Here is a 23,418-nt window from a genome sequence, read left to right as displayed (position 1 = left end):
GACTCTCCCGAGGATCAGGCCGGGACGGTGTAGACCTGCAGGCCGCCACCGCTGCGGTAGACGTGGTAGATGCTCGTGCCGTCCTTGACCTGCCAGGCCCCGTTGGGGTCGTCGACCCCGATCAGCGCCCGGTTCGACAACTTCACGCCCTGCGAGGCGAAGTCCTGGACGACGGCACCGATGTTCTTCTGGACGAAGTCCGGCTGGGCGGACAGCGGGAGCGTGAAGAGCGGAGGCGTCGGGGTCCAGTGCGCGAGCCCCGGCTGCGGGCAGGGCGCCTGCATCGTCTCGTACGTGAGCGCGTAGAGGTTGCGCCAGATGTCGACCGCGATCCGGCCGGCGACCACGTTCTGGGGCGACGAGGTGACGCTCGGGTCCGGGGTCCGGACGACGAACGTGCCGTCCGGCCCGTAGATGTCAAGGAAGTAGTCCGCGGCCTGCGAACCTTCGTCCCGGTGGCCCAGGACGTACACGTGCCCCTGCGCCTCGACCGCCATGTCGAGGTAGGTGATCGTGCCGGTACGCGCCGGCCGCAGCGGGAAGAACGTCACGCACGAGCGGACCTCCGTCGTCCCGGGCGCACCGCTGGACGCACTCAGGCGCCAGGCCGCGAAGACCGCCTGATCGACCACGAGCCACTGCTGCCCGGCCTTCTCGGTCGTGATCTGCACCTTCGTCAGGCGCCGGTCGATCTCGAGCCGACCGTCACCGGCGGAGATCCCCCACGCGAACCCGCGCGGATCGGTGACCGTCCACGCCGAGCCCGCCCGCACGACCTCGATCTGGGCGCTGGCCGACGGGTCGGTCATGTCGTCGGGATCGTAGGAGAGCAGCACGCCCTGCTCGGAGAGAGCCTGGATCAGCGGATCGTCCTCCGGTTGGAAGACGCCGGTGTCGAGCCGGGCGGCGAACGAGGAGTCGAGGGAGCCGACGGCCGTCAGCCCGGCCGAGGCGAAGGCGGACTGGATCACCTCCGGGATCCTGCCCGCGGTGAGCTCGTCGGCGATCGCCGCCGTGTCGAGCGTGAGCAGGGCCGGCCAGGGCGTGAAGCTCGGCACGCCGTTGCCCTTCGTGTCGAACGCCTGCACCCGCCGGCCGATCGTCTCCAGCACGAGGATCCGTCCGTCCGGGGCGACCGACAGCGCACGCGGGCCCTGCATGAGCCCCTGGCGCAGCCCCTCACCGGAGACCATCAGCGCGATCGGCGCCTGTCCGTCGGGCGAGGGCGAAGCCGGCAGGTCCAGCAGCATCAGTTTGTGGTCCTGCCACGAACACGCCACCACCGCGTCGTCGGAGTGGATCGCCGCGGCGTCGATGTTCTCCAACGGCAGGGAGCCCCAGCTCATCTGCCCGGGGTCCTCGAGCCCGAACGTCGTGTGCTTGTCGCCGAGCGTGACCTGCCGCAGGTTCATCCCTCCGCCCCGCGGATCGATCACGAAGTTCGCCTGGTCGATCCCGGTGCCGTCGTGCGACGGCGTGGGTGTGTACGCGATCCCCGGACGGTCGGTCAGCCCGATGCCCGAGCACTTCAGCGCCGATCCCGGGGCGGCGAGCACCGACAGGTTCTGGAGGGCGTAGAGCTGCGCGTTCGACGGCGGCGCGGTCGGGTCGTCGGGCGGCAGGCTCTGGCCCGACGCGCGCCAGGCGTACCCGACCTGGAACGCGCTGTTGTTGACGGTGATCCCGACCAGTTCGCACAGTGTCCCGCCGCCACCACAGGCCATCGAGGTCAGGGGCGTCTTCGGCGGCGAGCCCCCCGCCGTCCAGGTGAAGGCGCGGCCGTCGAAGGCGATCCGCTCCTTGAACACGTACTGGGTGTCCGGTGCGAGCGGTACCAGGTTCTCCTTGATGTTCTCGTCGCCGAAGGCGAGCGTCGTTCCCGACGTCGGCGTCGCGGTGCGCCAGTCGCTCTGCCACGAGCCCGCCAGCCAGCCGCTCGCGCTGTAGACGCCGACGAGGATCCGGAGGAGCCCGCCGGCCGGGACGTCGGAGAAGGTGAGCGGAAGCGGCGTGCTACTCGTCTCGGCGGGCAACTCGCCCCGGAGCCGGAAACTCGTCCCGTCCTTGTACTGGAGGGTCGCGACGTACTCGGTCGCGATCGACGGCCACACGGCGGTCTCGGGACGTCCGCTCTCGCCGTGCGCGGGATCGGGGTGGAGCGTCAGCGTCACGTCGATCGCGCGTTTGGCGGTGACGTTGATGCACGCGGGAGACGAGGCCACCTCACCGGTCGTGACCGCCATCTGCTCGACGTTCAGGCCCGCGGCCGCCAGCTTCAGCACCCAGCCGACCGGGCCGAACGCCGACGTCAGCGCACCGCTGCCGACCTGTTTGAGCAACCAGGTGCCGAGCTTCTCGAGTCCCTTCTGCACGATCAGCGTGAGTATCGCGTCGGCGCAGGCCGTCAGGATCTTCTTGGTGTTCGTCAGCGCCGCCGCGGTCGCCACGCCGCCGCCCACGATGCCGAAGCCGACGCCGAGGGTCGCGGCGAGCAGGTCGGCGTCATTGACGATCTCGTTGAACAGCTTGCTGTTGGTGACCATGGCGCCGGCGATCAGGAACACGGTCGGAACGCCGTACTGCCACAGCCCTGTGAGCAGGGCTCCGCGCGAGCTGACGTCGGGGTCCCATTCGGTCATGCCGAGGCTGCCGAAGTACAGCTCCACACCGCTCGCCTCGCCCAGCGGCAGCCGCAGTGGGGTGGGATCCGTCGGCGTCGGTATACCCATGATCGTGTTGGTCGCGGAGATCGAGTACAGGAGTTGCTTGTCGCCGATCGGCTTGCCGGCGCTGTCGAGCAGCCGGTAGCCGGCGTACAGCGTCCGCAGGTAGCTGTTCGAGGCGTCGATCGAGAAGGTGCCCTTGTCGTCGACGACGATCGAGCCGGGGTCGACCGAGACACCGTGGTGATCGGTCCGCTCGGTGACCGTCCATTTGGCCGCGATGTCGCCGGCTTGTGCGCCGGAGCCCCCCGGGGGCTGCTCGATGACGCTCGTCCCCGGGGCCGCCGACCAGGTCTTGCCGACGAGGCGGGTGTCGTCGAAGGCCGTCCTGCGCGCCCCGCCCGTACAGGGCGTCGCGGCGGCCTCGACGGACGGGTCGAGGCTGTAGGTGTAGAGCGGCTGGCCGGTGCTGAAGCCGCCGCTGCCATCCTGCAGGTCGTACCCGGCCGACAGCGGTGCCCCGGTCTTGTCGGTGCAGCGCACGACCGGCGCCCAGGTCGGCTTCGCGGCGATCGCCTGCGCGAGCGTCTGCATCGCGTTGTACTGCGCCGGGTCGACTTCGGGGTCCGGCAGGACGTGGTCGTTCAGGACGATCGTCGCGGTGTAGGTCTGCGTGTTCGCCAGATCGGGGTGATACATGACGAGAGCGCCCGCGGTGTCGAGCAGCGTGACGAGGTTCTGGGCCGCGACGAGCACGTCGACGGCCTGCTCAGGGTCGTCGGGAAGCTCCGAGAGCCCGAGCGAGGCGAGCTTGGGCGAATGCAGTCGAGGACGGTCGACGAGCGAGGCCCTGTAGAGGGAACGCAGCCTGTCGACCGGCTGCCGGGCCAGTTCGAGGCGCTTGGCGTAGAACGCTCGCAGGTGTCCCTCGGGGAGGTTGAGGGCCATCAGCTTGACCTCGGGCAGGTGCACTCCCGGCTCCGCCGGCCGGATCACCCGGACGAACCTCACGGCGGGCGTCGCGAAGTGCTCGTCGGGCAGCTCGGCGAAGTGCGTGAACGCCTGGAGGGCCGGGTCCGGCAGCGCCGCGAGAGCGGCGTTGCCCGCCGCCGCAGCCGCCAGGCCGGCCTCGTCATGGCGTTGGAGCGTGGCGGAGACACCGAGTACCTCCGCCTCCAGGCCATCGGCCGTGTCGAGATGTCTCAGGTCAAAATGGAACACCGCCATGGCGCCTCCTCATTCGGCGAGCATGGCCCACCCGCGATCTCGCAATTTCAGAGAACTTTGATCTTTTGAAGTCGCCGCGAACGCCGTTGCTCGCCGCGCATATTGAACGAGCACATCAGCCAAAATTTTCGACATTCGCCTCTGCGCACCCGAACTGTCATTCGATCCGCCATCAAGGGGCGGTTCGCATCGACGATAACAACTAGATAGCAGTACGAGCGCCTTTGTCAAGTTCCCGATCCCGCGTCAAAGCCCGGCCGACCGTTTTGAAAGAAGATCTTCCCTGGCGTGGAATACGAGCGGCCATCGGAGTGACATTTCGACTGGCCGAAGAGTTTCTCCGGCAATTCATCGGGAAAGACGAACCCGGAATCCATCGCCGACCACAGACCTTCCGCGACCTCCCCTCCGAGCCGAAGGAGGAAGGAGATCGGCCGGCGGGACCTCATCGGCCGCGACGGCTCCTGAGGTCCCGGGCGGGCCCTACCGTCCGGCGAGGTAGATCGACTTCACCGTGCGGTAGGGCTCCAGGCCCTCCGGGCCGAGCTCGCGGCCCAGGCCGCTGGCCTTGACTCCGCCGAACGGAGAGGCGAAGTCCAGGGCGTAGTGGTTCACCCCGACCGAGCCGGTGCGGATGCGCCGGGCCAGGTCGATCCCGCGGCCCTCGTCGGCCGTCCAGACCGTGCCGCCGAGCCCGTAGTCGGAGTCGTTGGCGATCGCGACGGCCTCGTCCTCCCCGTCGTAGGGCAGGATCGCCAGGACCGGACCGAAGATCTCCTCGCGGGCGATCCTGTCGGAGTTGGACACGTCGGCGAAGACCGTCGGCTCGACGTACCAGCCAGGGCGGTCGGGCGCCCCGCCGCCCGTGGTGAGCCGGGCGCCGCTGCGGCGCCCCTCCTCCACGTACCCCAGGACCCGTTCCCGCTGGACGGCGCTGACCAGCGGGCCTATCTGCGTCTCCCGCTCCAGCGGGTCGCCGACCACCAGGCTCCGGACGGTCTCGGTGACGGCCTCGACGACCTCCGCGTACCGGGAACGCGGTGCGAGGATCCGGGTGCAGGCATGGCACGTCTGCCCGTTGTTGGGCAGGGAGACCTCCAGCAGCTTGGCGGCGAACAGGCCGAGGTCGGCGTCCTCGGCCACCAGGGACACCGACTTGCCGCCGAGTTCCAGGGTCACCGGGCGCAGCAGCCGTCCGCCGACCGTGCCGATCGCCCGGCCCGCCGGGGTCGAGCCGGTGAAGGCCACCTTGTCCACACCCGGATGCTCGACCAGGTACGCTCCGGCCTCACGGTCGGCGGGCACCACGTTCAGGACGCCCGGGGGCAGCCCGGCCGCCTCGGCGGCCTCGGCGAACGCGTAGGCGTCGAGCGCGGTCTCCGGCGGCGGCTTCAGCACGACCGCGCACCCGGCGGCCAGCGCCGGGCCGAGCTTCATCGCGGCGAGCGGCTGCGGGTAGTTCCAGGGAGTGATCGCGGCGACGACGCCGACCGGGTCGCGGGTCACCACGGTCCGGCCGCCGAACACGCTGGGCCGCACGTCGTCGACGTCCAGGCCGCGGATCAGCTTGGCGTAGTAGCGGATGATCGAGGCCGCGGCGAGCCCGTTGGCCCCTTCCGACAGCGTGATCGGCATGCCGTTCTCACGGCTGACCAGCTTCGCGGTCTCCCGGCCGCGCTCGCGCAGCGCGGCGGCGAACCGGTCCATCAGATCGGCTCTGCCGGCGGCGTCGAGGGCTCCCCACTCCCCCGCCGGCGCGCGGCGAGCGGCTGCGACGGCGGCGTCCATGTCTGCGTTCCCGCCGAGCGCCGCGCGGCCGATCGGCTTCTCCGTCGCGGCCTCGATCACCTCGGCGGAGCCGCCCTCCAACGGTGCCGTCCACTGCCCGTCGATGAACAGGACGTCGCGGTCCATGATGTTCTTCTCCCTCACAGCACGTCCTCGTGCCCGAACAGCACCGAACTGACCAGCGGGGCCATCGGACCGCCGACGAACAGCGAGGTGCGCGCCCCTTCCACCTGGTTGACCGAAGTGCCGCGGATCTGCCGTACCGCCTCCACGGCCAGGCCCATGCCGTTGACGAACGAGTCGGCGATGTTGCCGCCAGAGGTGTTGACGGGCAGCCTCCCGCCCTGGGCGATGAGGTTCTCGAACGTGAGGACCTCCCCCGCCGCCGGACCTGACAGGCTCAGCCCGTGGTCGATGAGCGAGGCGACGGCCGAGCCGCTGAAGTTCTCGTAGACCTGGACGACGTCCACGTCGCCCGGCCCCAGGCCCGCGGCGTCCCAGAGCCGTCCGGCGACGCCCCGGCAGTGCGGCCGTTCACCGAACCCGGCCGTGGCGTAGGCGGTGTCGTTCTCCGTCAGCGAGGAGTAGCCTCCCGGGGCCCCCTGCGCGCCCGCGATCACGTACGCCGGGTCGGGACGCAGGTCGCGGGCCCGCTCGGCGGAGACGAGGATCAGCGCGACGGCCCCGTCGCTCTCGCGTGAGCAGTCGAACAGCCGGAACGGCTCGACGATCATCCGAGCGGCGGCGTAGGACTCCTCGTCCAGGGGACGGCCGTAGCCCGCGGCCGTCGGGTTGTTCTGGGCATGGTGGTAGGCGGCGAGCACCAGCGCGCGCTGGGCGGTGGCCGGCACCCCTTCGTGCTCCAGCAGCCGCTGGGTGCGCAGCGCGCAGACCTGGGCGGGCGCGCCGACGCCGTGCGCCAGGTAGTGGTTGTCGTAGAAGTACTTGGCGTACCCGAGCCGCCCGGTGTCGCGCTGGGCCATCGGCCGGTAGGCCACGACGCACTCGGCTTGGCCGGTGGCGATCGCGGCGGCGGCCGTGGTGACCGCGGCCGCCGCGCCTCCCCCGCCGCCGCCCCAGATCATGGTCGACCAGCGCAGCTCGTGGATGCCCAGGTCGGCGCCCAGGACGGGCCCGGACAGTTCGCCTCCCGCGTAGGAGACGAACCCGTCGATCTCCCTCGGGGAGATCCCCGCGTCCCGGCACGCCTCCAGGATCGCCTCAAGGGTCATGCGATGTTCGCCCGCCGGGGCCTGACCGCGCTTGTAGTGCAGGTCCGCGACGCCGACGACGGCTGCCGCGCCCCTCATCGAAGCGGTGCTCACGCGGGTCCTCCTTCCGTGCGGCGCCAGCGCGGCAGCGGCCAGGCCGCGTCGGAGGGCCGCTCGATGAAGCCGGCCAGGCGGTCTCCGATGGCGGCCTCGTCTCCGTCGAGCAGGCCGAGCAGCCGGACGCCGCCCGCTTGCGGCAGTTCCACGACGACCGAGACGTAGGGGACGCGGTCGGCGTATTCCGCCATGTAGGGATGGTGGGTTCGGCACCAGGAGTAGACGGTCCCCGTCATCGGGACGCCCTCGAAGCCCAGCCGGAAGCCATGACAGTTCGGGCACATCCGTCTGGGGCCCCACAGCCACGTCCGGCAGTCCGAGCACCGCTGGACCCGCAGCTCGCCCTCGCGCAAGCCCTCCCAGTACGGGGCGTCGTGGCCGTCGGGGGCCGGGCCGCAGGGGATCGCCGTCCCGGCCGGGGCGCTCACGCCTCCTCCAGGACCGGGAAGTTCTCCAGGGCGGCGGCCAGCCAGACCCCGTCGTGGGCCTCCCAGATCGAACGCAGTCCGATCGGCCCGTCCGCCGTGGCGTAGACGGTCTCGCCGACCCAGGTCCCGCCCTCCTTGCGGACGTCCATGACGCGCAGCGAGACGACGTTCCCGGCGGGGACGGTGACGCCCTCGAACACCTTCGGCAGGTTCTCCTGCACCATGTCCGCCAGTGCGGACTTGATATCCCCGTCCAGGACGAACTGGACGTGCCGTTCGTAGCGGGCGCGGAAGTCGCGGGCCTCTTCGGACATGGTCATCCTCCTCGATACTCGGAGGACTCAGCCTAAAGGCATTAGGTTAATGGCGACAAGGAGGGAGGGCCGGAAGTCGCATCAAGGCCTCAGAGGGCCGAGGACTCCGCGGCCCGGCGCTGCTCGGCGTGATGGACCACCCCGTACAGGAAGCTGCGGATCATCTCCTCGTACAACTGGGTCGCGGTGAACCGGTTGGCCTCCAGCGCCTTGGCGAGGGTGGGCTGCCGGGAGGCGTCCACGTTCGGGAAGATCGCGCGCCGGGCCGCGGCCGGCCTGGCCGCCTCCGCGATGACCGCGCCGAGCGTCAAGGTCTCCATGCTGTCGAGGATCTGGACGTGCACCTCGACCGGCACCCCGCTGTCCCGCAGGAAGCGGGCCGCCTCCTCGTAAAGGTCGGTGAGCATGTCGCGGGGCGAGTACTGCAGCAGCAGCGGGGCGGCATTGCGGTGCCGCAGGACGGCCCGGCGCAGGTTCAGGCTGAGCTGGACGAACCAGTCCATCCACCGGTCGGGCCCGGGTTTGCGGGGAATGACGGTCTTGGCGACGACCGCCGTGGCCACCGCGCCCAGGATCTCGGACTTGTCGGCGAAGTGGTGGTACAGCGAGGGCGCCCGGACGTTCAGATGCCGGGCCAGGCGCGGCAGGCTCAGGGCGTCCAGGCCCTCGGCGTCGATGATCTCTATCGCCGCGGTCACCGCGCCGGCTCGGCTGATCAACGGCTGGCGCGGACGTGGCATGCCCGGATCCTATCCGATCCGACGCCCCCGCAAGAGGCGCCATCCCCGGTTGACTATCTAACGCTTTGAGATTTAAACCTAAAGACATTAGGATTACTGAGCCCGTCCGACCAGCGGTGGAGCACTCTCAGAAAGGCCGAGCATGACAGGCTGGAACTTCGCCAACCTCTTCGAGACGGTGGCCCGCATCCATCCCGGGCGACCCGCGCTCATCCACGGCGACCGACGTCTCACCTGGGCGGACTTCGACGAACGCGCTGCGCGGCTCGCCTCCGCGCTGGAGGCCGCGGGGCTGCGGCCGGGGGACGTCGTCGCCGAGTACCTGCGCAACGGGACGGCCTACCTGGAGACGTTCTACGCGGCGTCGAAGGCCGCGCTCGCCCCGATGAACACCAACTACCGGTATGTCGAGGACGAGCTCGAACAGATCTGGTCGGACGCCGGCGTCAAGGCCGTCGTCTACGACGCCGAGTTCGCCGGGCTCGTGGCGAACGTCCGGGACAGGCTCCCGGACGTCCTCGCCTGGCTGGAAGCAGGAGGACCCGAATCGTCCTACGAGCAGGCCATCGCGGCGCATCCGCCGCGCGAACACGGCGGCGGCCGCCCCGACTCGCTCATCCTCATCTACACGGGCGGGACCACGGGACGGCCGAAGGGCGTCATGTGGCGGCAGGACGACCTGCTGTCCCTGCTCAACTCCCAGAGCGCGCGGCCCCTGCCCGACCGCGGCGACGCCGAGGCGATCCGGGCGCACCTCGCGGCCCAGGACCGGGAGATCAGATCACTGATCGCCAGCCCGCTCATGCACGGCGCCGGGCTGTTCTACGCGATCTCCTCTCTGGCCGCCGCCGGGACCGTCGTCACCGTGCCCGGCGCGAGCTTCTCCCCCGAGGCACTCCTGGACGCCCTGGAGGCCGAGCGCGTCCAGGCCCTGGCGATCGTCGGCGACGCCTTCGCCCGCCCACTGCTGGCCGCGCTCGACGCCGAACCCGGCCGCTGGGACCTGGGACGGCTGCGCGTCGTCTTCTCCTCCGGCGTCATCTGGAGCAGCCCCGTCAAGGAAGGCCTGCTCAAGCACATCCCCAGAGCCCGGCTCCTGGACGGCCTGGGCTCCTCGGAGGCCTCGTCGATCGCCTCAACGGTCTCGACGCCCGGGAACGTCGCCGACACCGCGTCGTTCCTGCCGTCCGACCGGGCCGCCGTCCTGCACGACGACGGAACCCTCGCCGCCCCGGGTGACGGCAGGATCGGACGCCTGGCGGTGACCGGCTGGATCCCCGTCGGCTACCTCAACGACCCGGACAAGTCCGCCGAGGTGTTCCTCGAAGCCGCTGGGCGGCGCTGGTCGGTTCCCGGCGACCTGGCCCTGCTGGAGGCCGACGGGCGGATCCGGCTCCTCGGCCGCGGATCGAGCTGCATCAACACCGGCGGCGAGAAGGTCTTCGCCGAGGAGGTCGAAGAAACGCTGAAGACCCACCCGGGCGTCGCCGACGCCGCCGTCCTGGGCGTCCCGGACGAACGCTTCGGCACGAAGGTCGTCGCACTGCTCGTCGCGGCCGGTCCGGCGCCCGACCCGGCCGAGCTCCAGGCCCATGTGCGGGAACGGCTCGCCGGGTACAAGGTGCCCCGGCACCTGGGCTTCGTCCCGTCGCTGGAGCGCGGAGCCAACGGCAAGCTCGACCACCGGCGCCTCACCGAGCTCGCGACTCAGCGATGGGGGACCTTCCATGCCTGAGCCCGCCACCACCGAGCCTGTGTTCAAGGCGGAGATCGTCGGCAAGGAGACCGTCGCCGACGGAGTGTGCCTGCTGACGCTGCGGCCTTACGACGACGTCCCCGCCTGGACTCCCGGCGCCCATGTCGACCTACTGCTCGCTCCCGGCCTGGTCCGGCAGTACTCGCTGTGCGGCGACCCCGCCGACCGCGAGCACCTGCGGGTCGCCGTCCTGGAGCAGCCGGACGGCCGGGGCGGCTCCCTGCACGTCCACCGCGGACTGGAGATCGGCGGAACCCTGGAGCTGCGAGGACCCCGCAACCACTTCGCGCTCGTGGACGCGCCCGCGTACCTGTTCGTCGCCGGAGGCATCGGGATCACCCCGCTGCTGCCCATGATCCGGGAGATCGAGGCACGGAGACTGCCCTGGCGGCTGCTGTACGGCGGCCGGGTCCTGGCGTCCATGGCGTTCACAGCCGAGCTGACCGAGCTGGGCGGCGACCGCGTCACGCTCCGACCGCAGGACGTCCACGGTCTCCTCGACCTGCCGGCCGCGCTCTCCTCGGTACCCGCAGGGACGGCCGTCTACGCCTGCGGGCCCGAGCCCCTGCTCACCGCGCTCGAGCGGGCCCGCAAGGATTTCCCGTCGCTGAGCCTGCGCACCGAACGGTTCTCTCCCCGCGAGACACAGGCCGAGGGTCCGGACGAAGCGTTCGAGGTGGAACTGGCCCGATCGGGCAGGACCGTCGAGGTCAGCGCGAAGGAGACGCTTCTGGACGCGCTGGAGCGGGCGGGCGTCGCACCCGCTTCCTCCTGCGGGGAAGGCACCTGCGGCACCTGCGAGACCGTTGTCCTCGATGGAGCCCCCGACCATCGGGACTGCCTGCTCACCGAGGACGAACAGACCGCGGGGGGCATCATGTTCCCCTGCGTCTCCCGTGCCCGGTCCCCGAGACTGGTGCTGGACCTATGACCGCGCTCTCCCCGATGCCCGGCGCTGCGCCGATCGCTCGCCAGAGCCCGAGGCGCCGCTCCTCGATGAGGGCCGGTGGACGGACGACCGGGAGCATTTCCTTATGCTGATCCGCATTCGTCCCCTGGAGTGAACATGAGCGACCGGCCCGTCCTCCTCACCGCCGACATCGGGTCCGTGCGGCTGCTGACCCTCAACCGTCCCGACGCGCGCAACGCGCTGAGCGGGGAACTGAACACCGCGCTGTACCAGGCTCTGGAGGAGGCGGACGTTGACGACGCGGTGAAGGCCGTCGTGGTCACCGGTGCCGATCCCGCGTTCTGCGCGGGGCTCGATCTCAAGGAGGCCGGTGCCGAGGGCGCCGCCTTCTTCCGGCGGTTCCAGGACATCAATTGCATCGTGCGGATCGGTGAGATGCGCAAGCCGGTCGTCGGGGCGGTGAACGGCGCCGCCTTCACCGGCGGGCTGGAGATCGCGCTCGGCTGCGACTTCCTCATCGCTTCCGAGCGCGCGGTGTTCGCCGACACGCATGTCCGGGTCGGCGTACTGCCCGGAGGCGGGCTCACCGCCCGGCTGCCGCGGGTCGTCGGCGCCGCGAACGCCCGGCGCATGTCGATGACCGGCGAGGTCGTGGACGCGGCGCGTGCCGAGCGGATCGGGCTCGTGAGCGAGGTCGTTCCGCATGGCGAACTGCTGGAACGGGCGATGGCGCTGGCGTCGTCGGCCGCCGACGTCCCGGCCGCGGCCATGCGGGACCTCAAGCGGATGTACACCCAGAGCGGTGGGCTGGCGGACGACCTGGCCGCAGAAGTGGCCATCGCCCACGCATACCGCGCGGATTACGACGGAATCGAGGGCCGCCGCGCCCAGGTGCAGAGCCGCAACCGCGCACAGATCTCCCAGGAGAAGCACTGACCATGACAACCCGCTCCACGACCGCGCTCACCACGCCGCTCCCCCTCGCCCACGGTCCCGCCTGGGCCAACCGCTTCGCGGTCGCGCCGCTGACCAACCTGCAGAGCCACCCCGACGGCTCTCTTTCCGACGACGAGTACCACTGGCTCGTCCGACGCGCCCAAGGCGGCTTCGGGATGGTCATGACCTGCGCGGCGCACGTCGCACGGGCCGGCCAGGCCTTCCCCGGCCAGCTCGCCGCCTGGGACGACCGCTTCCTTCCCGGCCTGACCCGCCTCGCCGCCGGAATCACCGACGCCGGAAGCATCTCGACACTGCAACTCCACCACGGCGGACGCCGCGCCGACGCCCGCCTGTCCGGAGTGCCCGTAGTCGCGCCATGGGACGACCCCGCCAAGAACGCCCGAGCCCTCACCACCGCGGAGGTCGAGCAGGTCGTCGAGGATTTCACGGCCGCCGCCGTGCGCGCCGAACGCGCCGGATTCCACGGCGTCGAAGTGCACGGCGCGCACGGCTACCTCATCTGCCAGTTCCTCAGCCCCCGCAACGACCGCGCCGACCACTACGGCGGTTCCTTCGAGAACCGGACGCGGATGCTGTGGGAGATCCTCCACGGCATCCGAGCGGCGACCGGATCGGACTTCCAGGTCGGGCTCCGGCTCACCCCCGAACGCAACGGCATCCCCCTCGCCGAGGCCCGCGCCCTCGCCGCCGACGTCCTGGTCTCCGAACTGCTCGACTACCTCGACATGTCGCTGTGGGACGCCTTCAAGGAGACCTACGAGGAAGCCCACCGCGACCGCCTCCTCATCGAGCACTTCACCGACCTGCCGCGCGGCGCCACCCTCCTCGGCGTGGCCGGCAAGATCGGCTCCGCCCCCGACGCCGCCTGGTGCCTCGACAAAGGCGCCGACTTCGTCCTCATCGGCGCCGGAGCCATCCTCCACCACGACTTCCCGACCCTCGCCCTGGCCGACCCGGCCTTCCACCTCATGCAGCCCAAACCGCGCGAACACTTCGTCCGCGAGTCCGTCGGCCCGGCCTTCCTCGACTACCTCGCCACGAACTGGGACGACTTCGTCGCCTGACACCGGCGCGCGACGTCGGGACGCGCCATCCCACGTTCCGCACGAGAGCAGCAGATCAAACCCCTGGTAGGCGGGTTGATCATCACAATCGGCTCGTCCCACCAGGAGCTTCTGGATGTTTTTTTCTCAGTGGGACTTGAGGGACGGCATGGTCTCTTGCGGGAGGGACGGGAGGTCAAGGGGCGTGGGTTCGGGCCCAAGGGTTGCCCAGGTTGCGGTAGCGCTCGATCTCGTCGGCCGCGGCCTTGCGGACTTCGGGATCAGGGTCCTGGGAGGCGATGAGGATGAGCGTGAGCGGTGTGGAGGAGGCGGAGCGGGCGGCGGTGCGGTCCAGGAGCCACAGGGCTCGGACGACCGAGGCTCGGACGTGGGCCGCCGGGTCGCGCAGGAGGTTCAGCATGGGGCCCTGGACGGGTGGCAGGCAAACCCTGGTATTCAGCCTGGCCAGGCCCAAGGCCGCAGCGGCACGGACAGCGGGGTCGAGATGTCCGAACCGGTCCAGGAACAACCGGTGGTGCTCCCCCTGCTCGGAGATCCTGCCGAGCAGGGGGAGCGCTACCGCCAGCACGGAGGCCGGAGGCTCACCGAAGCAGATCTCCTCAAGGACGGTGATCGCCTCGCGGTTCAGCCTGATCTTGGTCGCCAAGTGCAGATTGTCGCTCCGGCGGCCGTGCGACGGGAGAGGACTTGGAAGTGTGCGCTCCAGCGCCTCCAGCGCGGACGCGAGGTCGGAGCCACCGCGACGGCACCGCTCCAGCGCCTTCTGGCACAGCGCCAAGGTCCCGCTGGTCTCCCCCACGGATCCAGGGAACACCCGTTCCGAGTGATCGTTTGCGTCAGGCGACGCACGTGGCGCTCAAAGCGCCTTGGATTCGGGGACGACACAAGACAGAAGACCCGCCTGGTACCGCTCAGCGCGGCGCCATCCGCAGCGCACCGTCCATGCGGATGGTCTCGCCGTTCAGGTAGTCGTGACTGATGATCATCTCGACCAGCCGAGCGTACTCCTCAGGGCGGCACAACCGCTGGGGGAACGGCACTCCTTCGGCCAGGCGGGCACGGTACTCCTCGCTGATCGTCGCCAGCATGGGCGTCTCGACGATGCCCGGAGCGATGGTGTTCACCCGGATCCCGTACTGGGCGAGATCGCGCGCCGCCGGAAGCGTCAGGGAGACCACGCCTCCCTTGGAGGACGCATAGGCCGCCTGGCCGATCTGCCCTTCGTAGGCGGCCACCGAAGCGGTGTTGACGACCACGCCGCGCTGCCCCTGCTCGTCGGGCTCGGTGCGGGCGATGCGCTCCGCCGCCAGGGACATCACCGTGAAGGTACCGATGAGGTTCACCTTGACGACCGTCGAGAACAGCCCCAGGTCATGGGTCCCCCCACGCCCCAGGATGCGCGCGGACGGCGCGATCCCCGCGCAGTTCACCACCGCCCGGAGAGGACCCGACTCCGAGGCCGCCGCCACCGCCGCACCGACCTGATCGGCATCGGTCACATCGGCGGGCGCATAGGTGACGCCGTCCACCTCGGGCGCGTCCTTCAACGCCGAGGGCAGGTCGAGCCCGAAGACACGCGCCCCCGCCCGTGCCAGCCGCGCGGCCGTCGCGGCGCCGAGCCCCGAGGCGGCCCCGGTCACGATCGCCGCGGTATCACGAATTTCCATGTCTCTCCTGAAGTCTCGTACCAGGTCACCGCGCCAGGTGGCGGGAGATGACCAGGCGCTGGATCTGGTTGGTGCCCTCGAAGATCTGCATGACCTTGGCCTCGCGCATGAAGCGCTCGACGGGGAAGTCGCGGGTGTAGCCGGCGCCGCCGAGGACCTGGACGGCGTCGGTGGTGACCTTCATGGCGTTGTCGGTGGCCACCAGTTTGGCCACGGACGCCTCGCGCCCGTAGGGGCGTCCGGCGTCCTTGAACCGGGCGGCGGACAGGTAGGCGGCGCGGGCGGTGTCCACGGCGACGGCCATGTCGGCGAGCAGGAAACCCAGGCCCTGGTGGTCGATGATCGCCTTGCCGAAGGCCTCGCGCTCCTTGGCGTAGGCCACGGCGTGGTCCAGGGCGGACTGGGCCAGGCCGGTGGCCACGGCGGCGATGCCCAGGCGTCCGGCGTCCAGGCCGGCCAGGGCGATGGCCAGGCCCTGGCCCTCGGCGCCGATGAGGTGGTCGGCGGGGATCCGGACGTTCTCGAGGCGGACGGTGGCGGTGGTGGACCCGGTGAGGCCCATCTTCTCCTCGGGCTTGTCGAACTCCAGGCCGGGGGTGTCGGCGGGCACGTAGAAGCAGGAGATGCCGCGACTGCCGTCGTCGCTGGTGCGGGCCATGACGGTGTAGAAGTCGGCTCGGCCGCCGTGGGTGGTCCAGGCCTTTGCGCCATTGAGCACGTAGGAGTCGCCGTCGCGGACGGCCCGAGCGCGCATGGCGGCGGGGTCGGATCCGGCGTGGGCTTCTGACAGGCAGTAGGCGCCGAGCTGCTCGCCCGAGAGCATGCCGGGCAGCCATCGCCGGCGCTGGGCGTCGGTGCCGAAGGCGAACAGCGGGAAGCAGGACAGCGCGTGCACGCTGACGCCCACTCCGACGCTGGCCCAGGCGGAGCCGATCTCCTCCAGCACCTGCAGGTAGATCTCATACGGCTGGCCGCCGCCTCCGAACTCCTCGGGGTAGGGCAGGGACAGCAGCCCGGCCCGGCCCAGCAGGGTGAAGACCTCGCGGGGGAAGGACTCCTCCCGCTCCGCCCGGGCGGCCCGGGGGAGCAGCTCCTTCTCGCACAGCTCGCGGGTCAGCTTCAACAGATCCTCGGCCTCAGAGCCGGGCAGCAGGCGGGTGGCGGGCATCGGTGCTCCTTTCGTCACTCGGACGATACCATTATGAGTACCAGGGAACCTGATCTGGTACCGAAAGGGCGGGGGCTGGTACCGTCCCGGGCATGGAGACGGTCACCAGAGCCAGGTCACGGCGGCGGGAGGAGCTGGTCGAACGGCTCATCGAGCTCTTTCTGGCCCGCGGATTCGCCGAGCTGGGCGTGGCCGACCTGGCGGCGCTCCTGCGCTGCTCGAAGACGACGCTGTACGCGGTGGCCGGCAGCAAGGAGCAGATCATCGTCACGGTGGTGCGGGCGTTCTTCCGTCGCGCCACCGCCCGCGTCGAGGCCAGACTCGAGCAGGAGAGCGACCCCCGCGGGCGCATCGAGGCCTATCTGCGCGCGATCTCCACCGAGCTGGCGGTCGCCTCCCCGGCGTTCTTCGCCGACCTGACCGCCTTCGCGCCCGCCCGGGAGATCTACCGCCAGAACACCAGCATCGCCGCGGCACGCGTCCGGCAGCTGGTCCTGGAGGCCGCCCCCGGACAGGACGCCGCGTTCGCGGGGGCCGTGGCGGGCCTGATCATGGAGGCCGTCCACCGCGGCGAGATCAAGGCGAGCACCGGCCTGGACGACGCGGCCGCCTACGCCGCCCTGGCCGACATGATCGTCGCCCAGACCGGCCTCACCCGCTGACAAACGGCCCGGCCAGCCGGGCTCACCCGAGGAGGATGATCGTGACCGGACCGTTGACGGGCCTGCGCGTGGTGGAACTGGCCGGTATCGGGCCCGGCCCGCACGCGGCCATGATCCTGGCAGACCTGGGCGCCGACGTCGTACGCGTCGAAAGACCGCAGGGAACACTCGACCTCACCGAAGGCGGCCCCGACCATCTGCTGCGCGGGCGCCGCTCCGTCGCGGCCGACCTCAAGACCCCCGAGGGCCGGGACCTGGTACTGCGACTGGCAGCCAAAGCCGACGTGCTCATGGAAGGGCTGCGTCCCGGTGTCGCCGAACGCCTCGGCGTCGGCCCCGAGGACTGCCGCCGGCACAACCCACGGCTGGTCTACGGACGGATGACCGGGTGGGGCCAGGACGGACCGATGGCCCGGCGCGCCGGGCACGACATCAACTACATCTCTTTGACGGGAGCCCTGCACGCCATCGGCCGTTCGGGAGAGCGCCCGGTTCCGCCGCTCAACCTGGTCGGTGACTTCGGCGGCGGCTCGATGTTCCTGCTGACCGGGATCCTCGCCGCCCTGTGGGAGCGGGAGCGCTCCGGCCAGGGCCAGGTCGTCGACGCCGCCATGGTCGACGGCACCAGCGTGCTGCTGCAGATGATGTGGACGATGCTCGGCCAGGGCACCTGGTCGAGCGAGCGCGGCACCAACCTGCTGGACGGCGGCGCCCCCTTCTACGACACCTACACCTGCCAGGACGGACGCCACGTCGCCGTCGGCGCGATCGAGCCCCAGTTCTACCGCGCCCTGCTCGTCGGTCTCGGCTTGGACGCGACCGACCTGCCCGACCAGAACGACCGCTCGGGCTGGCCCGTCCTGCGCGAGCGCATCGCCGCCGCCTTCTTCACTCGCCCGCGCGACCACTGGACGAAGGTCTTCGCCGACACCGCTGCCTGCGTCACCCCCGTCCTGGCCCCGGAGGAGGTGCCCGAGCACCCCCACCTGACCGCCCGCAACACCCTCATCCACCTGGACGGCCTGTGGCAGGCCGCTCCGGCCCCGCGCTTCTCCCGTACCGCCCCCGGCACCCCCACCCCGCCTAGACCGCCCGGCGCCGACACCAACACAGTGCTGGCCGACTGGAACGCGTGAAGGAGCACGAGAACGGCGGGGCATGAGACCCGCCGCCCGGTCCAGGAGGCAAGGGGAAACCGGTCAGCCTCCCCGGCCCACTCACCCATCACCACGCCAAGCGGTCTGGCCCGCCGCTCACGCGGCGGGCCAGAGCCCAAGATGTCATCGGTCCTTTAGGCGCCGGCTCCCACCACGCGGTAGTGGTAGCCGCTGTCGCCGAACATGGCGTCGATGGCGAGGAGGCGCTTCATGTAGTGGCCGATGGGGAGTTCGTCGGTCATGCCGATGCCGCCGTGGGTCTGCACGGCGGCTTCGGCGAGGGTACGGCCGAGTCGGCCGACCTGCGCCTTGAGGACGGACACCTCACGCCGGCCGGCCCGGCCCGCCTCGGCGAGCGCGGCCGTGTACAGGAGGGTCGCGCGGGCCTTCGTGAAAGCGATCTTCATGTCGGCCAGCCGGTGGGCGACGGTCTGGAAGGTCCCGATCGGGACGCCGAACTGCCGGCGGGTGACGGCGTACTCGGCGGTCTGGCGCAGCAGAACCCCCATCGCCCCGACCGCCTCGGCGGACAGGGCGATGATCGCGTCGTCCAGGGTCCTGGTGATCGCCTGGTGGGCGTCGGTCGTCAGGCAGTCGTCCGAGGAGAGCTCGACGGCGTCGAAGACGATGTGGGCGGCGCTCCTGCCGTCCAGCGTCGTGAAGGGGGTGATCCGCACGCCGGGTGCTCCGGGTTCGACGACCAGCAGCGCCAGTCCCTCCCGTCCGCCGGGTTCTCCCTCGACGCGCGCGGTGACGACCAGGACGTCGGTGTTCGCGCCACCGAGCACCAGCCGCTTCTCGCCGTCCAGGCGGTACCCGCCGCCCGTCGGGGTGCACCGCGCCGACACCAGCGCGGGGTCGGCCGTGCCGGCGCCCTCCTCGTGGGCGAACGCGGCGAGCGCCTCGCCGGCCATGAGCCGTCCGAGCCAGTGCTCGGCCCGCGGGCGCTCGCCGAACTCCGCCAGCGCCCGCCCTGCCAGCAGGATCGAGGACAGGTAGGGCTCGACCACCAGGTGCTCGCCGAACAGCTCGCCGACCGCGACGAGGTCGACGACCGAACCGCCGAGGCCGTCGAGGTCCTCGGGGAACGGCAGGGCGAGCAGCCCGAAGTCGGCGAAGGCCCGCCACGCCTCGGTCGAGAAGGGGCGGTCGGATCCTACGATCGCCTGGCGGTCCTCGAAGGTGTAGTTCTTCGCGAGATAACGGCCGACGCTCTCGCGCAGCATCGTCTGCTCGTCGGTGAAGGTGAAGTCCATCGTCGCTCTCCTGCGCTCAGCGGCTCATCATGAGGGAACGTGCGATCAGATCGCGCTGCACCTCGTTGGTGCCCGCGTAGATCGAGGCCGCCCGGCTGTTGAGGTAGTACGGCATGGCGATCAGGTCGAAGCCGTCGCCCAGCGGCTCCGTCCCGCTCCCGACCGTCAGGGCCTGGAGCTGGAGCGAGAGTCCCTCGAGGCCGCTCACCCGCGTCATCAGGGAGGTCAGCCGCTGGATCAGCTCGGTGTTGACGGTCTTGTTGAACGACGGAAAGGCCGGGTCGTCGGCGATGGGATGCCCGCTCATCGCGAGCTTCTCCACAGCCTCCATGGACGCGACGTCCGCCTCCAGTTCGCCGAGCTCCCGCTGGAACACCGGGTCCTCGGCGAGGGCGCCGCCGAACGGCGAGGGGCGCGTCGCGGCCGCCTCGCGGAGCATCCGGAGGAAGCGGTAGAGCCACGGGGCCTGCGACGAGCCGCCGCGCTCGTACTTGAGCAGGTGCTTGGCGACGGTCCAGCCTTCGTTCTCGGCTCCGACGCGGCCCGACTGCGGGACGCGGACGTCGTCGAAGAACACCTCGCACTGCTCGGGGAAGCCGTCGAGGCCGACGATGGGCCGGATCTCCATGCCGGGGTAGTCGACGCGGTCCAGGAGCAGGAAGGTGATGCCCTGCTGCTTCTTGCCTTCGCTGCTGGTGCGGACCAGCATGAACATCCGGTTCGAGTGGTGGGCGAGCGTCGTCCAGGTCTTGCTGCCGTTGATGATGTAGTCGTCGCCGTCGGCCGCCGCGGTGCAGTTGAGCGACGCCAGGTCCGAGCCGGCTTCCGGCTCGGAGTAGCCCTGCGTCCAGTAGTCCTCACCGGACAGCATCCTCGGCAGGTACTTCGCCTTCTGCTCCTCGGTGCCCAGGTCGATGATCAGCGGCCCGATCATCTTGAGGCAGTTGGGCAGCAGCGGCGGCAGGTTCCGCTTGCTGTACTCCTCGGCGAAGACGAAGCGCTCCTGCTCCGACCAGCCGGTGCCGCCGTACTCCACCGGCCACTCCGGCGCGGCCCAGCCCCGGTCGTTGAGGATCTTCTGCCAGGCGATGGTCTCCTCGAAGGGGGCGAAGACGCTCGTCGTCTTGCGCCCCGCCTCTCGAATGGCGTCCGTCGGCGCCGTGTCGAGGAACTCCGCGACCTCCCTGCGAAAGGCCTCGAGCTCCGGATTCGGTTCGATGTTCATCAGCGCGTCGCTCCTCTCTGGGACCGGCCGGTGAAGGCGGCGATCCGCTCGTGCATGTCAGGGCCGAACCCCTCGCTCTCGGCGACCTCCCACTGCAGGCCGGCGTCGAGCGGGCGGCCGTCGGTCGCCTCGAGCAGGCGCTTGACGGCCGTGTGGGAGAACGGCGAGTTCGCCGTGATCCGTCCGGCGAGCGCCTCGATCTCGGCGTCGAAGCGCTCGTACGGCACGGTGTACTCGGCGAGGCCGATGCGCACCGCCTCGTCGGCGTCGATCGTCTCGGCGGTGAACATGAGTCGCTTGGCGGTCGCGACGCCCACCCGGCGGGGCAGGCGCTGGCTCATCCCCCACACGGGGGTCAGCGCCCACTTGGCGTGCGTGTCGCCGAAGCGCGCGTTGTCGGCCGCGATGATGAGATCGGCGGCGAGCGCGACCTCCAGGGCTCCGGTGTAGCAGTGCCCGTGCACGGCGGCGATCACGGGCTTGGGCAGCCTCTCCAGCATCCGGAGGGTCTCGCTGTGCCAGCCGGGTGAGGGCACCTCCTCGCCCTCGGCGATGGAGGACAGGTCGTGACCGGCCGAGAAGCACCTGCCGGCTCCCCGGAGCACCACGCATCCGACGCTGTCGTCGTCACGCAGCTCGACCACATGGCGGCGCAGCTCCCCGAACATCTCCACGGTCAGCGCGTTGAGCTTGTCGGGCCGGTTCAAGGTCAGCAGGGTCCACCCCTGACGATCCGTCCGGCTCACGAGGTTCGTCATAGCAAGTCTCCTGATGATCAACTCATCGGAACAGCCTGGTCGCCGAGCACTGGCGCTTCCACTCCCGGGGGTGAGGAACCGCTCGCGCCTCTGGGTGAAGTTAACAGAACGCCATTCGGTTACCTCCGGCGAGTGCCCCCGCACGAAGCCGTGCGCTCCTCGGCCAGATGGATGGCGCGTCACGGAACACCGCGGTGCTTCGCAGAAACGGAATCGGTCATTTCCGCGAGACCTTCGGGGGGCCTTGGCCGACTGCTTCGATCCGAGGTCCGGGCCTGGGGCGTCTCAGCGCCGTCGGTGTCTGGGGGCGGAGCGCTTTTGCGGGGTTCGCTTGGGGGTGCGCTGTTGAGGGGTGCGCTGCTGGGGGGTGCGGCCGCGGGAGCTGTTGGGGGTGCGGCCGCGGACGATGCCGATCAGTTCCTCCATGAGGTCGCTCGTCGCGTTCTCGGGCCAGGCCAGGCCGATCTGGGATCGGGGGGCGTCCGTCACGGGCCGGTAGGTGAGGTCTTTGCGGTGGTGGAGGCGGGCCAGTGATTGAGGGAGCAGCAGCACGCCGGCCTCTGATGCCACCAGTTCGAGCGCGTCCGCTGTGCTCTCTGGACGGGTGAAGGCGGGCTGTCCGGGGCGGTCGGTCCAGTCCAGGACGTCGTCGAGCGGTTCGAAGACGTCTTCGTCGGCGAGGTCGGCGAGCTCCAGCTCGTCGACCGCGGCCACCGCGTGCTCTTTCGGCACCACGACGACGGTCGTCTCCACATAGAGCGGGATCACGTGCAGGCCCTCGCGGTCGGTGGGCAGACGCACGAACGCCGCTTCCGCGCCGCCGTCCCGCAGGAGGGGGACGGCTTCGGCGGCGGGCACCTGGACCAGCCGGAGCGGCACCTCCCGCACCCGCTCGGCCCAGACTCCGGCCCATTTCGCGGGTGTCACCCCTGGCGCGTAGGCCAGCCGGAACTCCGTCACCTCCCCAGCCTAACGGCGTCCGGACGGCCCTCTCGCACTGGCTACCCTTGACCTCATGAGCACGTCCAAGACGAAGACCCCGCAGACCATGAAGCCCGCGACCGCGGCCAAGAAGCTGGGGATCCTGCTGTCGGCAGCGCCCGCCGAGTTCCAGGAGGGCACCGTGTCCCGGGACGAGCTGAACGCGCTCCAGGCCGACCCGCCCTCCTGGCTCGCCGATCTCCGCCGCGAGGGCCCCCACCCCAAGCAGGTCGTCGCCGCCAAGCTCCGCGTCTCCACCTCGGGCCTGGCTCGCGGCGGCATCACGGGCCCCCTCACCACCGCCGAGATCGAGACCCTGAAGGCCGAGAAGCCCGAGTGGCTGGAGCGGGAGCAGACGACCCACACCGAGGTCCGCAAGGAGGCCCTCCGGCTCAAGCAGCAGCGCTCCGAGGCCTGAGCAGGCCACGGTCGCCATGCCCACGCCGTCGGCGGCGTGGGCGCGGTGGAACCCGATCAGGTCATGGGTGTGGGCTGGGAGTCGGGCCGCATCGCCGCGTCCGTGCCGCCGTCGACGTACAGGACCGCTCCGGTGGTGAAGCGGGCCTCGGGTTTGAGGAACTGGTGCACCCAGAAGGCGATGTCCTCGGGACGGCCGAAGATCCCCAGCGGCATCGGGGTGGGGAACTCCTCGACGTTCAGGTCCTCCTCCCTGCCGGTGGAGCCGAGCATGAGGGGGGTGAGGATCGCTCCGGGCGCGATCACGTTGAGCGTCACCCCCTGGCGCGCCCACTCGGGGGTGACGGCGGCGCGGCGGGCCCAGCGGGCGATCGCGAGCTTGGAGGAGGCGTAGGCGCCGATCGAGGGCACGATCGCGGTGATCTCGGCCGGCATCGCCGCCTGGGCGGCGTCGGCGTGCTCGCGGGCGCCCCCCTCGTCTCCGGCGAGGGCGAGTTCCACCAGCTTGTCGTCCACCAGCGGGACGGTGGAGGCCGAGTTGGAGCCGATCACCACCGCGCGTCCGGCACCCGAGGCGGCCAGAGCCGGGCGCAGCGCCTCCAGCAGGGCCACGGTGCCGAAGTAGTTGATCGACATGACCGCGGCCGCGCTCGGCAGGTTCGGACCCACGCCCGCCACCGCCGCGACACCGTCGAGCACTCCCCCGCTGAGCGCGAGGATCTTCTCGACCGCCGCGGCACGGCCCTCCGGCGTGCCCAGGTCGGCGATCACTTGCGCGTCGCGCAGGTCCACACCGATCACGGTGTGTCCCTCTCCCGTGAGCCGGGCCGCGGTCGCGGCACCCATGCCCGAAGCCGAACCGGTGACGGCGAAGACGGCCATCACGCACCTCCTCCCGATCGGCCCCGGACTCCCCAGAGGCCAATCATCATTCAATCAATGATTGGAC

General features: G+C 70.7%; 21 protein-coding genes. 7 read left to right on the top strand and 14 right to left on the bottom strand.

Annotated elements, in window-relative coordinates; translation table 11 throughout:
- Positions 1-14: 14 nt before the first annotated feature.
- From ABGB12_RS28300 to ABGB12_RS28275, 6 genes are all read right to left on the bottom strand, one after another.
- On the bottom strand, positions 15-3,890 hold the full coding sequence (locus tag ABGB12_RS28300; RefSeq protein WP_347682521.1) for a hypothetical protein: 3,876 nt from the start codon (positions 3,888-3,890) through the stop codon (positions 15-17).
- Positions 3,891-4,373: 483 nt separating this feature from the next.
- Positions 4,374-5,822, bottom strand: coding sequence for an aldehyde dehydrogenase (locus ABGB12_RS28295; protein WP_347682520.1), 1,449 nt, complete (start codon positions 5,820-5,822; stop codon positions 4,374-4,376).
- Positions 5,819-7,003, bottom strand: a complete 1,185-nt coding sequence (locus tag ABGB12_RS28290; RefSeq protein ID WP_347682519.1) for a hypothetical protein — start codon at positions 7,001-7,003, stop codon at positions 5,819-5,821. The genes ABGB12_RS28295 and ABGB12_RS28290 overlap by 4 nt, the downstream gene beginning before the upstream one ends.
- Positions 7,000-7,434: a zinc ribbon domain-containing protein gene (locus ABGB12_RS28285; RefSeq protein ID WP_347682518.1), complete on the bottom strand. Its 435-nt coding sequence runs from the start codon at positions 7,432-7,434 to the stop codon at positions 7,000-7,002. Before ABGB12_RS28285 ends, ABGB12_RS28290 begins: the two co-directional genes overlap by 4 nt.
- Positions 7,431-7,748, bottom strand: a complete 318-nt coding sequence (locus tag ABGB12_RS28280; protein WP_347682517.1) for a hypothetical protein — start codon at positions 7,746-7,748, stop codon at positions 7,431-7,433. Before ABGB12_RS28280 ends, ABGB12_RS28285 begins: the two co-directional genes overlap by 4 nt.
- An 89-nt stretch (positions 7,749-7,837) precedes the next feature.
- Positions 7,838-8,488, bottom strand: coding sequence for a TetR family transcriptional regulator (locus ABGB12_RS28275; RefSeq protein WP_347682516.1), 651 nt, complete (start codon positions 8,486-8,488; stop codon positions 7,838-7,840).
- A gap of 142 nt (positions 8,489-8,630) precedes the next feature.
- Here ABGB12_RS28275 and ABGB12_RS28270 point away from each other — a divergent pair, with 142 nt between their 5' ends.
- The 4 genes from ABGB12_RS28270 to ABGB12_RS28255 all read left to right on the top strand — a co-directional run bounded on the left by ABGB12_RS28270 (position 8,631) and on the right by ABGB12_RS28255 (position 13,178).
- Positions 8,631-10,223 (top strand): AMP-binding protein, encoded by a 1,593-nt coding sequence (locus tag ABGB12_RS28270; protein WP_347682515.1) that lies wholly within the window; start codon positions 8,631-8,633, stop codon positions 10,221-10,223.
- Positions 10,216-11,175 carry a PDR/VanB family oxidoreductase gene (locus ABGB12_RS28265; protein ID WP_347682514.1) on the top strand — a complete coding sequence of 320 codons (960 nt, stop codon included), beginning with the start codon at positions 10,216-10,218 and terminating at the stop codon, positions 11,173-11,175. Before ABGB12_RS28270 ends, ABGB12_RS28265 begins: the two co-directional genes overlap by 8 nt.
- 135 nt (positions 11,176-11,310) lie before the next feature.
- Entirely contained in the window at positions 11,311-12,090 is a 780-nt protein-coding gene (locus ABGB12_RS28260) for an enoyl-CoA hydratase (RefSeq protein WP_347682513.1), read from the top strand.
- A gap of 2 nt (positions 12,091-12,092) precedes the next feature.
- On the top strand, positions 12,093-13,178 hold the full coding sequence (locus ABGB12_RS28255; protein WP_347682512.1) for an NADH:flavin oxidoreductase: 1,086 nt from the start codon (positions 12,093-12,095) through the stop codon (positions 13,176-13,178).
- Between the two features lie 175 nt (positions 13,179-13,353).
- Here ABGB12_RS28255 and ABGB12_RS28250 read toward each other — a convergent pair whose 3' ends face one another.
- The 3 genes from ABGB12_RS28250 to ABGB12_RS28240 all read right to left on the bottom strand — a co-directional run bounded on the left by ABGB12_RS28250 (position 13,354) and on the right by ABGB12_RS28240 (position 16,013).
- Complete coding sequence (locus tag ABGB12_RS28250; protein WP_347682511.1) at positions 13,354-13,977, bottom strand: hypothetical protein; 624 nt, start codon at positions 13,975-13,977, stop codon at positions 13,354-13,356.
- Between the two features lie 112 nt (positions 13,978-14,089).
- Entirely contained in the window at positions 14,090-14,845 is a 756-nt protein-coding gene (locus ABGB12_RS28245) for an SDR family NAD(P)-dependent oxidoreductase (RefSeq protein WP_347682510.1), read from the bottom strand.
- Positions 14,846-14,870: 25 nt separating this feature from the next.
- Positions 14,871-16,013 carry an acyl-CoA dehydrogenase family protein gene (locus ABGB12_RS28240; protein WP_347682509.1) on the bottom strand — a complete coding sequence of 381 codons (1,143 nt, stop codon included), beginning with the start codon at positions 16,011-16,013 and terminating at the stop codon, positions 14,871-14,873.
- A 92-nt stretch (positions 16,014-16,105) separates the two neighbouring features.
- Between ABGB12_RS28240 and ABGB12_RS28235 the strand changes: the two genes are divergently transcribed.
- Both ABGB12_RS28235 and ABGB12_RS28230 read left to right on the top strand, forming a co-directional pair.
- Positions 16,106-16,675 carry a TetR/AcrR family transcriptional regulator gene (locus ABGB12_RS28235; protein ID WP_347682508.1) on the top strand — a complete coding sequence of 190 codons (570 nt, stop codon included), beginning with the start codon at positions 16,106-16,108 and terminating at the stop codon, positions 16,673-16,675.
- A gap of 35 nt (positions 16,676-16,710) precedes the next feature.
- Positions 16,711-17,811 carry a CaiB/BaiF CoA-transferase family protein gene (locus tag ABGB12_RS28230; RefSeq protein ID WP_347682507.1) on the top strand — a complete coding sequence of 367 codons (1,101 nt, stop codon included), beginning with the start codon at positions 16,711-16,713 and terminating at the stop codon, positions 17,809-17,811.
- A 155-nt stretch (positions 17,812-17,966) separates the two neighbouring features.
- On the opposite strand, the gene ABGB12_RS28225 is transcribed toward ABGB12_RS28230, so the two are convergent.
- The 4 genes from ABGB12_RS28225 to ABGB12_RS28210 form a co-directional block, all read right to left on the bottom strand.
- Positions 17,967-19,088 carry an acyl-CoA dehydrogenase family protein gene (locus tag ABGB12_RS28225; protein WP_347682506.1) on the bottom strand — a complete coding sequence of 374 codons (1,122 nt, stop codon included), beginning with the start codon at positions 19,086-19,088 and terminating at the stop codon, positions 17,967-17,969.
- 16 nt (positions 19,089-19,104) lie between these two features.
- Positions 19,105-20,313, bottom strand: a complete 1,209-nt coding sequence (locus ABGB12_RS28220) for an acyl-CoA dehydrogenase family protein (RefSeq protein ID WP_347682505.1) — start codon at positions 20,311-20,313, stop codon at positions 19,105-19,107.
- Positions 20,313-21,071 (bottom strand): enoyl-CoA hydratase/isomerase family protein, encoded by a 759-nt coding sequence (locus tag ABGB12_RS28215; RefSeq protein WP_347682504.1) that lies wholly within the window; start codon positions 21,069-21,071, stop codon positions 20,313-20,315. Before ABGB12_RS28215 ends, ABGB12_RS28220 begins: the two co-directional genes overlap by 1 nt.
- Positions 21,072-21,356: 285 nt before the next feature.
- On the bottom strand, positions 21,357-22,031 hold the full coding sequence (locus ABGB12_RS28210; RefSeq protein ID WP_347682503.1) for a LysR family substrate-binding domain-containing protein: 675 nt from the start codon (positions 22,029-22,031) through the stop codon (positions 21,357-21,359).
- 55 nt (positions 22,032-22,086) lie between these two features.
- Between ABGB12_RS28210 and ABGB12_RS28205 the strand changes: the two genes are divergently transcribed.
- The gene (locus ABGB12_RS28205) at positions 22,087-22,470 is read left to right on the top strand and encodes a DUF5997 family protein (protein WP_347682502.1); all 384 of its coding nucleotides are present in this window, start codon (positions 22,087-22,089) and stop codon (positions 22,468-22,470) included.
- 56 nt (positions 22,471-22,526) lie between these two features.
- Here the strand turns inward: ABGB12_RS28205 and ABGB12_RS28200 are convergent, their stop codons facing one another.
- Positions 22,527-23,351, bottom strand: coding sequence for an SDR family oxidoreductase (locus tag ABGB12_RS28200; RefSeq protein ID WP_347682501.1), 825 nt, complete (start codon positions 23,349-23,351; stop codon positions 22,527-22,529).
- Positions 23,352-23,418 lie beyond the last annotated feature (67 nt).

Source organism: Actinocorallia sp. B10E7 (genome assembly GCF_039871655.1).
Taxonomy (GTDB): domain Bacteria; phylum Actinomycetota; class Actinomycetes; order Streptosporangiales; family Streptosporangiaceae; genus Actinocorallia.
This window is presented reverse-complemented; position numbering and strand designations above follow the sequence as displayed.